Here is a 12,891-nt window from a genome sequence, read left to right on the forward strand (position 1 = left end):
TTCAGGCGTACCGACCATGGATAAGCAGTACCCCTGGCAGCAGGCGCTCTGGCAGCAATTGGCCGGGCGCGCCCAGCATGCCCATGCCTACTTGCTGCACGGGCCCCAGGGCATCGGCAAGCGCGCACTGGCCGAGCGCCTGATGGCGCGGCTGCTGTGCCAGCAGCCGCAGGGCCTGGATGCTTGCGGCCAATGCAAGTCGTGCCTGTTGCTCAAGGCCGGCAGCCACCCGGACAACTTCGTACTGGAGCCGGAAGAGGCCGACAAGCCGATCAAGATCGACCAGGTGCGTGATCTGGTGTCATTCGTGGTGCAGACCGCCCAGCAGGGCGGGCGCAAGGTGGTGCTGATCGAGCCGGTGGAGGCGATGAACATCAATGCCTCCAACGCCCTGCTCAAGAGCCTGGAGGAGCCCTCCGGCGATACCGTGCTACTGCTGGTCAGCCACCAGCCCAGCCGCCTGCTGCCGACCATCAAGAGCCGCTGCCAGCAGGTTGCCTGCCCGCAGCCGAGCCTGGAGCAGAGCCGCGCCTGGCTGGCCGCCGCCCTTGCCGACAGTGGCGAGGAGGAGCGCGAGGAGCTGCTGACCCTGGCCGCCGGTTCGCCGCTGATGGCCGTGAGCTTGCAGGCCCAGGGCGTGCGCGAGCAGCGGGCGCTGGTGACCGAGGGGGTGAAGAAGCTGCTCAAGCAGCAGCAGTCGCCCAGCCAACTGGCCGAGGCCTGGAACAGCGTGCCGTTGCTGTTGCTGTTCGACTGGTTCTGCGACTGGTCGCACCTGATCCTGCGCTACCAGTTGACCCAGGATGAGGAAGGACTAGGCTTGGCCGACATGCGCAAGGTGCTGCAGTACTTGGCGCAGAAGAGCCGCCAGGGCAAGGTGCTGGAGGTCCAGGCGTGGATCCTCGAGCAGCGCCAGAAGGTGCTGGGCAAGGCCAACCTCAACCGTGTACTGCTGCTCGAAGCCTTGCTCGCCCATTGGGTGCAGCTGCCGGGCATGCGCTGATTTCCACCGTTCATTCATGTGTGTCGTGTTCCCATGCTCGTAGATTCCCATTGCCACCTCGACCGTCTCGACCTGAGCGCCCACCAGGGCTCCCTCGACGCCGCCCTGCAGGCGGCCCGTGAGCGCGGGGTAGGGCACTTCCTGTGCATCGGCGTGAGCGCTGAGAACGCCGGCGCGGTCAAGGCGCTGAGCGAGCGCTACGCCGACGTGGACTGCTCGGTGGGCGTGCACCCGCTCGACCTGGCGCCCGGGGAAACGCCGGCCCTGGAGTGGCTGTTGCGCGAACTGGCCCACCCCCATGTGGTGGCCATTGGCGAGACCGGGCTGGACTACCACTACGAGCCAGAGGCCGCCGAACTGCAGCAGGCCTCGTTCCGCCTGCACCTGGAGGCTTCGCGGCAGACCGGCAAGCCGGTCATCGTGCACACCCGGGCGGCCCGCGAGGACACCCTGGCGCTGCTGCGCGAGGCCAACCTGCCCCAGGCCGGGGTGCTGCACTGCTTCACCGAGGACTGGCCGATGGCCAAGGCCGCGCTCGACCTGGGCTACTACATTTCGCTGTCCGGCATCGTCACTTTCCGCAATGCCGACGCCTTGCGCGAGGTGGCCCGGCAGGTGCCGGTGGATCGCCTGCTGGTGGAGACCGACTCGCCGTACCTGGCGCCGATCCCGCATCGCGGCAAGCCGAACCTGCCGCAGTACGTGCGGGAAGTGGCCGAGTATGTGGCGTCGTTGCGTGGGGTGAGCTACGAGCAGCTGGCCGAGCAGACGACCAGCAACTTCAAGCGCCTGTTCCCGCTGGCAAGGGTGGCCTGAGGTCGTTTCGTGGGGTAAGGCTCAAGTTGGATGGGGGCGTTGAAATCGAGCGCCGCCCGCGCGGCGCTCGATCTCGAGAGCGCTGAAAATCTGTCGGCGAACACCTGCAAGCCTCCCCCCAACGCTACCAAGCGCCACCCACCCCGAACCGGGCAAAAAAAACCCGGGTTCTGGGGGGGGAATCCGGGTTAAGACCATTAGGAGTAAAACAAAGGCACACGCTCCCTGGGTACCTTTATCGGCGCGCCACTTGGGGGTATGCGCCGCGCCAACACTTCAAGTATTGGCCAGGATTGGCGCCCCGCCAGCAGTGATTGATCGTTTTTTAAACAGATTTGGAATACGTCCGCAGTCCCTTGCGCGTTCAATGCATGGCAATCTGTCGGACCTGTCGCAGTACTTCGTCGATCAGGCGGCGGTCGGTATAGAAATGTGGGGAAAACCGTACCCCGGGGCCGCGTACGGCGCATATCACCCCGTTTTTGCCCAGGGCTCGATAAATGTCGGCGTTGGCATGACCATCCAGGCTGAAACTGACGATGCCGGCCCGCCGTGAAGGATCATCCGGGCTATGCAACTGCGCCCCGGGGATGGCCGTCAGCCCTTGATGCAGCTGCTCGACCCGCTGCCCCAGCTGTTCGGCGACCACCGTCATGCCAACCTCCTCCAGCAGCGACAGGCTGGCCTCCAGTGCGCAGGCGCCGAGCATGTTCGGGCTGCCGCACTCGAAGCGCCGCGCACTGCGCGCCGGTTGCCACTGGCGGCGTTCGAAATCGCCAAGGTGTTCGAGCATGTGCCAGCCATAAGCGTGCAGCTTCAACTGCCGGCGCAGCTCGCTGCGGCAATAGAACACTCCCAGCCCCTCGGGGCCGAGCATCCACTTGTGGCCGTCGGCCATGGCGAAGTCGCATTGGTAGTGCTGCACATCGAAGGGCAGGGCGCCGACCTGCTGGATCGCGTCGACGCAGAACAGCACGCCGCGTTGGCGACAGGCGGCGCCCAGGCGTGCCAGGTCCAGGCGCAGGCCGCTGGCGAACTGCACGGCGCTGACCGACAGCAAGCGCGTTCGCGGGCCGCAGGCGGCGAGCAGTGCCGCTTCCGGATCGGCGACGGCCAGGCCTGCCTCGACCACTTCGACCCCGCGATCAGCCAGGGCCTGCCAGACCACGCGGTTGGAGGGGAACTCCTCGTCGCTGATGACGACCTGGTCGCCGGGCCGCCAGTCGAGGCCGAAGGCCACCAGCGACAGCGCCTGGGAGGTGTTGCCCACCAGGGCGATGTCGCCGGTGCTGGGCGCATTCAGCAGGCGTGCCAGGCGCTCGCGCAGGCGGCGCTCGGTGGCCAGCCAGGCCGGATACTCGCGGGCGCCCAGACGCACGTTTTCCTGGGCGAAGCGCGCCACGGCCTCGGCGGTCCGCCGCGGCCAGGGGGCGATCGCCGCGTGATTCAGGTAGCACAGGCCCGGCGCCTGCTCGAACTCATCAAGAAACACAGACATGGTTGGAAGATCCGTGCAATTTGCCGCCAGTTAGGCATAATAATCCGCTTCGATTGTCATCCCAGTCCTTCTTTATGCAGAAAGAACCTCGCAAGGTCCGTGAGTTTCGCCGTCGCGAACAAGAGATCCTCGACACGGCGCTCAAGCTGTTTCTCGAACAAGGTGAAGACAGCGTCACCGTCGAGATGATCGCCGACGCCGTGGGTATCGGCAAAGGCACGATCTACAAGCACTTCAAGTCCAAGGCGGAGATCTACCTGCGCCTGATGCTCGACTACGAGCGCGACCTGAATGAGCTGTTGCATTCGGCCGACGTCGACCGTGACAAGGAAGCCCTGTCGCGTGCCTACTTCGAGTTCCGCATGCGCGACCCGCAGCGCTACCGGCTGTTCGACCGCCTGGAAGAGAAGGTGGTCAAGGGCAACCAGGTGCCGGAAATGGTGGAGCAGCTGCACAGCATCCGCGCCTCCAACTTTGATCGCCTCACCCAGTTGATCAAGGGGCGCATCAGCGAGGGCAAGCTCGAGGACGTGCCGCCGTACTTCCACTACTGTGCGGCCTGGGCGCTGGTCCATGGCGCGGTGGCGCTGTACCACTCGCCGTTCTGGAGCAATGTGCTCGAGGATCAGGAAGGTTTCTTCCAGTTCCTCATGGACATCGGCGTGCGCATGGGCAACAAGCGCAAGCGCGATCCGGAAGCCGCGAACTAAAGCCGTTCAAGCAGCGCCCACCGCACATCCGGCGGGCGCCTTCGCTCAAGGCTTCGCCGGGAAGGCTTGCAAAAACCTGATTTTTGAGTCAGGTTTTGCTCGCCAGAATCTTCCACGCCGGAGTCATCCATGATCGTCGATCGTCAAGGCAGGCGCTTTCGCAACCTGCGCGTCAGCCTGACTGCTGCCTGCAACTATGCCTGCACCTACTGCGTGCCCGATGGCAAGCGCCTGGTGGCGGCGCAGGACGAGCTCACGGCGGATGCCCTGGCCCGGGGCGTGGCCTACCTGGTGGAGGCGGCCGGGGTCGAACGGCTGCGCATCACCGGCGGCGAGCCGCTGGTCAGTCCGCGACTGGAAGCCTTTCTCGGCGCGGTGGCGGGCCTGGGGCTGGAAGACATCAGCCTGACCACCAACGGCCAGCTGCTCACCCGCAAGCTGCCGCTGCTGCGCGACGCCGGCATCCGCCGGCTCAACGTTTCCCTCGACACCCTCGACGCCAGTACCTTTCGCCGGATCGCCCGGGGTGGCGACCTGGCCAGCGTCTTGGCGGGCATGGCGCAGGCCAGCGCCGCGGGCATGGCGATCAAGGTCAACATGGTGCCCATGCGCGGGCAGAACCTCGATCAGGTGCTGCCTTTGCTCGATTACTGCCTCGAACGCGGCTACGAGCTGCGCTTCATCGAGCTGATGCGCATGGGCCACCTGGCGCGCGACGGCAATGCTTTCCTGCAGCAGTTCGTCGGCCTTGAGCAACTGCTGGCGTTGATCGGTCAGTCACACAGCTATGAGCAGGCGCCGCGCCCGCTGGATGCCACGGCCCTGCGCTACCGCATTCCCGGCAAGGGCCATTTCGGCGTGATCGCCAACGAGAGCGTGCCGTTCTGCCGCACCTGTTCGCGCCTGCGGCTGTCGTCCACCGGCTGGCTGCATGGCTGCCTGTCGTCGAGTAACCGTCACTTTGTCGGCGACCTGCTCGACAAGCCCCGCCATCAGGCGCTTCCGGCGCTGCAGCGGCTGCTGGTGAAGGCCCTGGCGGACAAGCAGGATGTGGCGTTTTCCGGCGATGTGATGGTGATGAAGGTGATCGGCGGCTGACTCTGGCGCAAAAGCTGCATCCCGCGGCTATTCGCCGGTTTTTCGTCACCGGTTTCTGGAGGAAAGATGCGTAGCCTGGTCTTGCTGCTGGCGCTGATGGCGTTGGGCGGCTGCATGAATGTCAGCGATATGGGCGAGGGCGTCCGTTACCACATGAGTGATGCGGGCCTGCTGGACCACAGCGACACCACCCGTACCCTGTCGATCCGTCTGCAGCCGGACTCGTTCATCTTCATCGGCCAGGGCGCCTTCGTGCCGCCGGGCAAGGGGCCGGTGCCGCAGCAGAACGCGGTGGCCGAGGAGGCCTTCAAGAGCTTCGTCGAGTACTTCCCGCTGGTGCGTCGCGCCCAGGGCCCGCTGGGTCTGGAAGACGCGATCGCCGAGGCCCGCGCGGTGGGTGCCGACTATGTGTTGTACACCCGTTTCGCCCGCACCGACGACCGTATCGGCAACGGTGACGAGTGGTATGACGAGCAGGCTGTCGATCGCCTGGGCTGGGACCGTGGCGTGGTGCAGATGATGCTGATCGAGACCAGCACCCGCTACCTGATCGACACCGCGCGCATCAAGAGCCGCGGCGGTTTGTTGACGTTCCACGACAACACGCCACAGGATTTGCTTGCCGCGCCGATGCGCGAGTACGCTCGTAGTCTTCTGGGCATGAGCAACTGAGCGAGCGCGTCATGAGCGATTCCGGCAAGGCCAACGATCTGCTGGCGCAGATCCCCGCGCACAAGGGGCTGCCCCCGGTGCACCTGTGGAACCCGGACTTCTGCGGTGACATCGACATGCGGATCGCCCGGAACGGGACCTGGTACTACCTGGGGACGCCGATCGGGCGCAAGCCGATGGTGCGGTTGTTCTCCACCATCATTCGGCGTGACGGGGACGATTACTTCCTGGTCACGCCGGTGGAGAAGGTCGGGATCCGGGTCGATGATGCGCCATTTGTTGCCGTGCTGCTGGATGTCGAGGGCAGTGGGGAGCAGCAGGTGTTGCGGTTTACCAGCAATGTCGACGATCAGGTCGAGGCTGGGCCTGAGAATCCCCTGCGGGTTGAGCTTGATCCGGTTACCCAGGAGCCTTCTCCGTATGTGCTGATGCGCAGCAACCTCGAGGCGTTGATTCATCGCAATGTGTTCTATCAGTTGGTGGAACTGGCGGTGGCGCGGGAGATTGATGGGGAAGTTTGGCTTGGAGTTTGGAGTCGGGGTGAGTTCTATCCGATTGGGCGTAGTATATAATAACTGTTTCTGAATCCCCGTTTCATTACAGATACAACAGCCCAGCAATCAACTCATATTTCTTGATCTTGATCTTGATCTTGATCTTGATCTTGATCTTGATCTTGCTTCTAAGCGCGCGATAGTTCAGGCACCGCCAATTGCGACTTCAGGAGGCCGAGCGGAGTTCTTGCGGAGGGAGGTGACGGCCATGGATGGCCGTCAAGCGCTGCGCCCCAGGATGGGGCGTTCAGCGCGGTCCTCCCGGGAGCAAGAACGGAGCGAGGGGACCCCGGAGCGAAGCGTAGGGGCCGGATGAATGGAGCGAGGATTTTTTGCTTACTTTTTGATCCTTCAAAAAGTGAGCCGCCGTAAGGGCGGAAAGGTGACTATACGTCGCCATCGCAAATGAATGCGCATATAACTTTCAAAACACATGACTCTAAAAGTCAAAGTCAAAGTCGGTCTGTGCTAGTTTTAATAGTTGTAAGTGCATTCATTTGCGATGTCGACGCATAGTCACCTTTTCGCCCTTACGGCGAGTTCCTTTTTGAAGGATCAAAAAGGAACCAAAAAATCCTCGCTCCATTCATCCGGCCCTCCGCTACGCTCCGGGTCCCCTCACTCCGGCCTTGCTCCCGGGAGGACCGCGCTGCAGGGCCCATCCTGGGCCCCAGCGCTTGACGGGCATCCATGCCCGTCACCTCCCTCCGCAAGGCCTGCGTTCGGCCTCCTGAAGTCGCGAAGGTACGGGCGGCGCCTGGGCTGACGCAGCTGTCGCTAGTTGGGTTTGGCGCTAGACTTTTGATCGGCAACGGCAACGGCAACGGCAACGGCAACGGCAACGGCAACGGCAACGGCAACGGCAACGGCAACGGCAACGGCAACGGCAACGGCCAAAACGATAAACCGGCAATCGGCCTCCCGTTTTTTCCGCGAATTGGCCGTTTGCCCCTCACCACCCTGGGCTTAACCTGCAGGCAGATACCCTTCAGGAGAAACCCGATGCGATCCATCCGTCTACCTATTGCCCTGTTGACATTAGGCCTGCTCGCCCCGTTGTCACCTACCTGGGCCCACGGCGAGAAGCCCGACCAGGTCAAGATTCTCCAGGAACAACTCCCCACCAACGCCCCCGGCAAGAAAGCCGTGATGCTCACGGTCAGCTATGGCCCCGGCCAGGCATCGCCCGCCCATCAGCATCCGGGAGCGGTCATGGCCTATGTGCTGGAAGGGGCGGTGACCTCCAAGCTCAACGACGAACCAGAGAAAACCTACAAGGCCGGCGAGTTCTGGTACGAGGCGCCGGGCACCGTGCACAGCGTGTCGCGCAATGCCAGCAAGACCCAGCCGGCCAAACTGCTGGTCTGGAGCCTGGTGGACGAGGGGCGTCCAGTGACCGAGCCCCTGTCCCAATGATTGACAGAGGGGCTTATAGCGCGCCCTTCGCAGCCTGGATCAAGGCGTCGTCCAGCACCTGGCTGGGGGCGACCTGAACGCTCTGGGTGTAGAAGGGCGGCAGCTTCTGCGCCAGCTGCGCCACGGCCTGCGGCGTCACACCTGGGTGCAGCAGCACATATTGCAGGTTGGACGGGAACGACTGCGGCACAGGCCCCTCCATGGTCGAGCCATACGCACCGAAGGTCATCACTGCTTCACTGGTGCGCGGATCAGGGATATACAGGAAAACGAACGTGCCATACTTGGGATGGGTGAGGTACTGCTGCGCCTCAGCGCGGACCTGCGGGTCGTTGCTGTTCATCAACTGCCAGCGCATCAGGGCATAGCGGCGTGTGGTTTCCATGAACGCCGTGCGGATGGGCGACTGTTTTTCCTGGCCGCCAAGGCAGGCCAGCAGGTTGCCGAACGGATCCAGCAAGGCCACGGCATTCATCGTGTCGGCATGGCGAGCGGTTTCCGTCAATGGCTTGGCCAAGGCCGCGCCCGGCATGCGCGGGTCGTCGAACTTGACCGTCAATGCCCATGGGCTGAGTTCGGCCAATGCCTTGCGCACCGCGCTGTTGGCCGGCAGCGATGCCGGGTTCTTCAGCTTGTCAGGCGCCAGGCCACTATTGTTGCTCGCATCGCGTACCGTGTTGACGCTGGCGTCGAAGATCGAGCCGGTCAGGCTGAATACTCGCGAGTCGATGGTTTCCTTCGCGAAGACGGGGCCTGTCGAGCCCTGGTACTGCCGATCGATAGGCTTGTCTACCGCGTAGTAGCCCCAGGTTTGCTGGGCTTTCTGGCGCACTTCCGGCGGCAGGGTCGGGAAGTCGAACTGACTGTTGTAGTTGACCCCGGCATAGGTGTCGATGGCGCTGACCGCCACATTGAAACCGGCGGTCAGCAGCGAGCCTGCGCACATCGCGCAGGGGTCCAGGGTGGTCACCACGGTGAGCGCGCCGGGTGGCGGCAGGTTCAGGGCCTGGCGATTGTCGTAGTACCACTGCACCAACTGGCGTTCGCCGTGGGCTGTAGGATCATGAGGCAGGAACGGGGGTTGCGCGGTGCTGTCGGGGTAGGGCATCAGCACATTGTTGTGCATGGCCTTCAACACCTTGCCGGTGGCATTTTCGATGATGCAGCCGCCTACCGCGAACGTCTTCTGCAGTGCGGCGAGGATGGATTGATCGGCGACCACTTCCACGGCTTGCTGGGCATTGCGAACGGTGTCCATGTTGACTCCCTGTCGTTGCTGCGCGAGGTGCGCAGGCAGACGATAGTCCAGGGCAGTCGGAAAACAAGCGGCGGATCCTGAAAAGAAAAAACCTCCAGTGCTTGCGCATCTGGAGGTTTTCAGTGTTTGGCTCCGCGACCTGGACTCGAACCAGGGACCCAATGATTAACAGTCATTTGCTCTACCGACTGAGCTATCGCGGAATCTGCGCGTATCTTACTGACTGCTTGGGGGAAGTCAAGCTTCCCCCAAGACAATCAAGCAGTTACAGCACTTCGACGATGGCCTTGGTGACCACGTGAATGTTGCTCTGGTTCAGCGCGGCGACTGCGATGCGGCCGGTGTCCAGGGCGTAGATGCCGAACTCGTTCTTCAGGCGCGCCACTTGCTCAACGGTCAGGCCCGAGTAGGAGAACATGCCGCACTGGCGACCGACGAAGCTGAAGTCGCGCTTGGCGCCGTATTCGGCCAGCAGCTCGACCATCTGCTTGCGCATGCCGTGGATGCGCTCGCGCATCTCGGCCAGCTCGGTTTCCCACATCTGGCGCAGCTCGGGGCTGTTGAGCACGGCGGCGACGATGCTGGCACCGTGGGTCGGCGGGTTGGAGTAGGTGGTACGGATTACCCGCTTGACCTGCGACAGCACGCGGGTGCTCTCGTCCTTCGAGGCGGTGACGATCGACAGCGCGCCGACGCGCTCGCCGTACAGCGAGAACGACTTGGAGAACGAGCTGGAAACGAAGAACTCAAGGCCCGATTCGGCGAACAGGCGCACGGCGAAGGCGTCTTCGTCGATGCCGGCACCGAAGCCCTGGTAGGCCATGTCGAGGAACGGGATGTGGCCCTTGGCCTTGACCACTTCCAGGACGTTTTTCCAGTCGTCCAGCGACAGGTCGACGCCGGTCGGGTTGTGGCAGCAGGCGTGCAGGACGATGACCGAGCCGGCCGGCAGCTTGTTCAGGTCCTCGAGCATGCCGGCGCGGTTGACGTCTTGGCTGGCGGCGTCGTAGTAACGGTAGGTCTGTACCGGGAAACCGGCGCTCTCGAACAGGGCACGGTGGTTTTCCCAGCTCGGGTCGCTGATGGCCACCACGGCGCCCGGCTGCAGGCGCTTGAGGAAGTCGGCGCCGATCTTCAGCGCGCCGGTGCCGCCCACGGCCTGCACGGTGACCACGCGGCCGGCGGCCAGCAGTGGCGACTCGGCGCCGAAGATCAGCTTCTGCACGGCCTGGTCGTACTGGGCGATGCCGTCGATCGGCAGGTAGCCGCGCGAAGCGTGCTGGGCGGCACGGGCGGTCTCGGCTTCGATTACCGCGCGCAGCAGCGGGATGCGGCCTTCCTCATTGCAGTAGACGCCCACGCCCAGGTTCACCTTGTCGGTGCGTGGGTCGGCGTTGAATGCTTCGTTGAGGCCCAGGATAGGGTCGCGGGGTGCCAGCTCGACAGCGGAAAACAGGCTCATTGTTACCTTGGCTCTGATAGGAGAGTGATAGGGGTCGCCACGCTCCAGCCGAAGGCACTGAAGCGGTGCACAAACGGGGAGTCAGTATAGTGATACCGACCGGTCACTGCGACAGTCTGGCGCAGCTTTTCCGGCTGTTTGCGCAAATATTTTTCGACCATTGGTCGAATTGCCCGGTCCATAGACATGAACGTTCACAGGTCGGGCTTGAATCCCGCGCCCGGGGCGCGCATTTGGGTATAGACTACTGGCTAAATTTACAGTTGCCGCGACATCCACGAGGTCCGTCATGTCCGAGTTCCAGCTCGTCACCCGATTCCAGCCGGCCGGCGACCAGCCCGAGGCCATCCGCCAGATGGTCGAGGGCATCGACGCGGGCCTGTCGCACCAGACCCTGCTCGGGGTGACCGGCTCGGGCAAGACCTTCAGCATCGCCAACGTCATCCAGCAGGTGCAGCGCCCGACCATGGTGCTGGCGCCGAACAAGACCCTGGCAGCCCAGTTGTACGGCGAGTTCAAGGCGTTCTTCCCGAACAACGCGGTGGAGTACTTCGTCTCCTACTACGACTACTACCAGCCCGAGGCCTACGTACCGTCGTCGGACACCTTCATCGAGAAGGACGCGTCGATCAACGATCACATCGAGCAGATGCGCCTGTCGGCGACCAAGGCGCTGCTGGAGCGGCGCGACGCGATCATCGTCACCACCGTGTCGTGCATCTACGGCCTGGGCAGCCCCGAGACGTACCTGAAGATGGTCCTGCACGTCGACCGCGGCGACAAGCTCGACCAGCGCGCCCTGCTGCGGCGCCTGGCCGACCTGCAGTACACCCGCAACGAGATGGACTTCGCCCGCGCCACCTTCCGCGTGCGCGGCGACGTGATCGATATCTTCCCGGCCGAATCGGACCTCGAGGCCATTCGTATCGAGCTGTTCGACGACGAGGTGGAGAACATCGCCGCCTTCGATCCGCTGACCGGCGAGGTGATTCGCAAGTTGCCGCGTTTCACTTTCTACCCCAAGAGCCACTACGTGACCCCGCGGGAGACCCTGCTCGACGCGGTGGAGGGCATCAAGGACGAGCTCAAGGATCGACTGGAGTACCTGAACACACACAACAAGCTGGTCGAGGCCCAGCGCCTGGAGCAACGCACCCGGTTCGACCTGGAGATGATCCTCGAGCTGGGCTACTGCAACGGCATCGAGAACTACTCGCGCTACCTTTCCGGGCGCCCGGCCGGTGCGCCGCCGCCCACGCTCTACGACTACCTGCCGGATGACGCGCTGCTGGTGATCGACGAGTCCCACGTCAGCGTTCCGCAGGTCGGTGCGATGTACAAGGGTGACCGTTCGCGCAAGGAGACCCTGGTGGAGTACGGCTTCCGCCTGCCGTCGGCACTGGATAACCGGCCGATGCGCTTCGACGAATGGGAGGCGGTCAGCCCACAGACCATCTTCGTCTCCGCCACCCCCGGTACCTACGAGGCCGAGCACGCCGGGCGGGTGGTGGAGCAGGTGGTGCGGCCGACCGGCCTGGTCGATCCGCAGGTCGAGGTGCGCCCGGCGCTGACCCAGGTGGACGACCTGCTGTCGGAGATCGGCAAGCGCGTGGCCATGGGCGAGCGGGTACTGGCTACCACGCTGACCAAGCGCATGGCCGAGGACCTCACCGACTACCTGGCTGACCACGATGTGCGGGTGCGCTACCTGCACTCGGACATCGACACCGTCGAGCGGGTCGAGATCATCCGCGACCTGCGCCTGGGCACCTTTGATGTACTGGTGGGGATCAACTTGCTGCGCGAGGGCCTGGACATGCCCGAGGTGTCGCTGGTGGCGATCCTCGATGCCGACAAGGAGGGTTTCCTGCGTTCCGAGCGCTCGCTGATCCAGACCATCGGTCGCGCCGCGCGCAACCTCAATGGCAAGGCGATTCTCTACGCCGACAACATCACCGGCTCCATGCAGCGGGCCATCGACGAGACCGAGCGGCGTCGGGCCAAGCAGGTGGCGTTCAACGAAGCCAATGGCATCGTGCCCAAGGGCGTGGTCAAGGACATCACCGACATCATGGAAGGCGCCACGGTGCCGGGAGCGCGGAGCAAGAAGCGCAAGGGCATGGCCAAGGCGGCGGAGGAGGCCGAGCGCTACGAGGCCGAGCTGCAGACCCCGGCGCAGATCACCAAGCGCATCAAGCAGTTGGAAGAGAAGATGGTCCAGTTCGCCCGCGACCTGGAATTCGAGGCCGCCGCGCAGTTGCGCGACGAGATCGGCAAGCTGCGCGAGCGGCTGATCGCCAGTTGAGCGGCGTCTATCAGTGCCGGCCCCTTCGCGGGTAAACCCGCTCCCACAGGATTCGCGTAGACGCTGAACCTGTGGGAGCGGGTTTACCCGCGAAGAGGC

General features: G+C 63.9%; 11 protein-coding genes and 1 tRNA gene. 8 read left to right on the forward strand and 4 right to left on the reverse strand.

Going from position 1 to position 12,891, the window contains the following annotated elements; genetic code table 11:
• Nucleotides 1-16 precede the first annotated feature (16 nt).
• Both PRtIB026_RS10945 and PRtIB026_RS10950 read left to right on the forward strand, forming a co-directional pair.
• Complete coding sequence (locus PRtIB026_RS10945) at nt 17-1,003, forward strand: DNA polymerase III subunit delta' (RefSeq protein ID WP_203647543.1); 987 nt, start codon at nt 17-19, stop codon at nt 1,001-1,003.
• Between the two features lie 33 nt (nt 1,004-1,036).
• A complete protein-coding gene (locus PRtIB026_RS10950; protein ID WP_203647542.1) occupies nt 1,037-1,819 on the forward strand; it encodes a TatD family hydrolase in 783 nt (260 codons plus the stop codon).
• Between the two features lie 364 nt (nt 1,820-2,183).
• On the opposite strand, the gene PRtIB026_RS10955 is transcribed toward PRtIB026_RS10950, so the two are convergent.
• A complete protein-coding gene (locus tag PRtIB026_RS10955) occupies nt 2,184-3,317 on the reverse strand; it encodes an aminotransferase class V-fold PLP-dependent enzyme (RefSeq protein ID WP_203647541.1) in 1,134 nt (377 codons plus the stop codon).
• 74 nt (nt 3,318-3,391) lie between these two features.
• Here PRtIB026_RS10955 and PRtIB026_RS10960 point away from each other — a divergent pair, with 74 nt between their 5' ends.
• From PRtIB026_RS10960 to PRtIB026_RS10980, 5 genes are all read left to right on the forward strand, one after another.
• Nucleotides 3,392-4,027, forward strand: a complete 636-nt coding sequence (locus tag PRtIB026_RS10960; protein WP_011532895.1) for a TetR/AcrR family transcriptional regulator — start codon at nt 3,392-3,394, stop codon at nt 4,025-4,027.
• A gap of 129 nt (nt 4,028-4,156) precedes the next feature.
• Nucleotides 4,157-5,125 (forward strand): GTP 3',8-cyclase MoaA, encoded by a 969-nt coding sequence (locus PRtIB026_RS10965; RefSeq protein ID WP_203647540.1) that lies wholly within the window; start codon nt 4,157-4,159, stop codon nt 5,123-5,125.
• A 66-nt stretch (nt 5,126-5,191) separates the two neighbouring features.
• Nucleotides 5,192-5,797 (forward strand): DUF4823 domain-containing protein, encoded by a 606-nt coding sequence (locus tag PRtIB026_RS10970; protein WP_050704713.1) that lies wholly within the window; start codon nt 5,192-5,194, stop codon nt 5,795-5,797.
• 11 nt (nt 5,798-5,808) lie between these two features.
• Nucleotides 5,809-6,369, forward strand: a complete 561-nt coding sequence (locus PRtIB026_RS10975) for a DUF1285 domain-containing protein (protein ID WP_203647539.1) — start codon at nt 5,809-5,811, stop codon at nt 6,367-6,369.
• Nucleotides 6,370-7,353: 984 nt separating this feature from the next.
• Nucleotides 7,354-7,767 carry a cupin domain-containing protein gene (locus tag PRtIB026_RS10980; RefSeq protein WP_110739327.1) on the forward strand — a complete coding sequence of 138 codons (414 nt, stop codon included), beginning with the start codon at nt 7,354-7,356 and terminating at the stop codon, nt 7,765-7,767.
• A 13-nt stretch (nt 7,768-7,780) separates the two neighbouring features.
• Here PRtIB026_RS10980 and PRtIB026_RS10985 read toward each other — a convergent pair whose 3' ends face one another.
• The 3 genes from PRtIB026_RS10985 to PRtIB026_RS10995 form a co-directional block, all read right to left on the reverse strand.
• Nucleotides 7,781-9,025 carry a nucleoside deaminase gene (locus PRtIB026_RS10985; RefSeq protein WP_203647538.1) on the reverse strand — a complete coding sequence of 415 codons (1,245 nt, stop codon included), beginning with the start codon at nt 9,023-9,025 and terminating at the stop codon, nt 7,781-7,783.
• A gap of 127 nt (nt 9,026-9,152) precedes the next feature.
• Nucleotides 9,153-9,228 (reverse strand) — tRNA-Asn (locus tag PRtIB026_RS10990).
• 62 nt (nt 9,229-9,290) lie between these two features.
• On the reverse strand, nt 9,291-10,487 hold the full coding sequence (locus PRtIB026_RS10995; protein ID WP_186716432.1) for an amino acid aminotransferase: 1,197 nt from the start codon (nt 10,485-10,487) through the stop codon (nt 9,291-9,293).
• A 289-nt stretch (nt 10,488-10,776) separates the two neighbouring features.
• On the opposite strand from PRtIB026_RS10995, the gene uvrB reads away from it, so the two are divergent.
• A complete protein-coding gene (gene uvrB, locus PRtIB026_RS11000; protein ID WP_203647537.1) occupies nt 10,777-12,792 on the forward strand; it encodes an excinuclease ABC subunit UvrB in 2,016 nt (671 codons plus the stop codon).
• The last annotated feature ends 99 nt before the right edge of the window (nt 12,793-12,891 follow it).

The sequence above is a fragment of the Pseudomonas sp. RtIB026 genome (assembly GCF_016861355.2).
Lineage (GTDB): Bacteria > Pseudomonadota > Gammaproteobacteria > Pseudomonadales > Pseudomonadaceae > Aquipseudomonas > Aquipseudomonas peradeniyensis.

Bases quoted from the DNA above. Each gene is read 5' to 3' on its own strand.
- PRtIB026_RS10980 (WP_110739327.1), top strand. From the start codon at position 7,354: ATGCGATCCATCCGTCTACCTATTGCCCTGTTGACATTAGGCCTGCTC.
- PRtIB026_RS10965 (WP_203647540.1), top strand. From the start codon at position 4,157: ATGATCGTCGATCGTCAAGGCAGGCGCTTTCGCAACCTGCGCGTCAGC.
- PRtIB026_RS10975 (WP_203647539.1), top strand. From the start codon at position 5,809: ATGAGCGATTCCGGCAAGGCCAACGATCTGCTGGCGCAGATCCCCGCG.
- PRtIB026_RS10950 (WP_203647542.1), top strand. From the start codon at position 1,037: ATGCTCGTAGATTCCCATTGCCACCTCGACCGTCTCGACCTGAGCGCC.
- PRtIB026_RS10945 (WP_203647543.1), top strand. From the start codon at position 17: ATGGATAAGCAGTACCCCTGGCAGCAGGCGCTCTGGCAGCAATTGGCC.
- PRtIB026_RS10955 (WP_203647541.1), bottom strand. From the start codon at position 3,317: ATGTCTGTGTTTCTTGATGAGTTCGAGCAGGCGCCGGGCCTGTGCTAC.
- PRtIB026_RS10970 (WP_050704713.1), top strand. From the start codon at position 5,192: ATGCGTAGCCTGGTCTTGCTGCTGGCGCTGATGGCGTTGGGCGGCTGC.
- uvrB (WP_203647537.1), top strand. From the start codon at position 10,777: ATGTCCGAGTTCCAGCTCGTCACCCGATTCCAGCCGGCCGGCGACCAG.
- PRtIB026_RS10985 (WP_203647538.1), bottom strand. From the start codon at position 9,025: ATGGACACCGTTCGCAATGCCCAGCAAGCCGTGGAAGTGGTCGCCGAT.
- PRtIB026_RS10960 (WP_011532895.1), top strand. From the start codon at position 3,392: ATGCAGAAAGAACCTCGCAAGGTCCGTGAGTTTCGCCGTCGCGAACAA.
- PRtIB026_RS10995 (WP_186716432.1), bottom strand. From the start codon at position 10,487: ATGAGCCTGTTTTCCGCTGTCGAGCTGGCACCCCGCGACCCTATCCTG.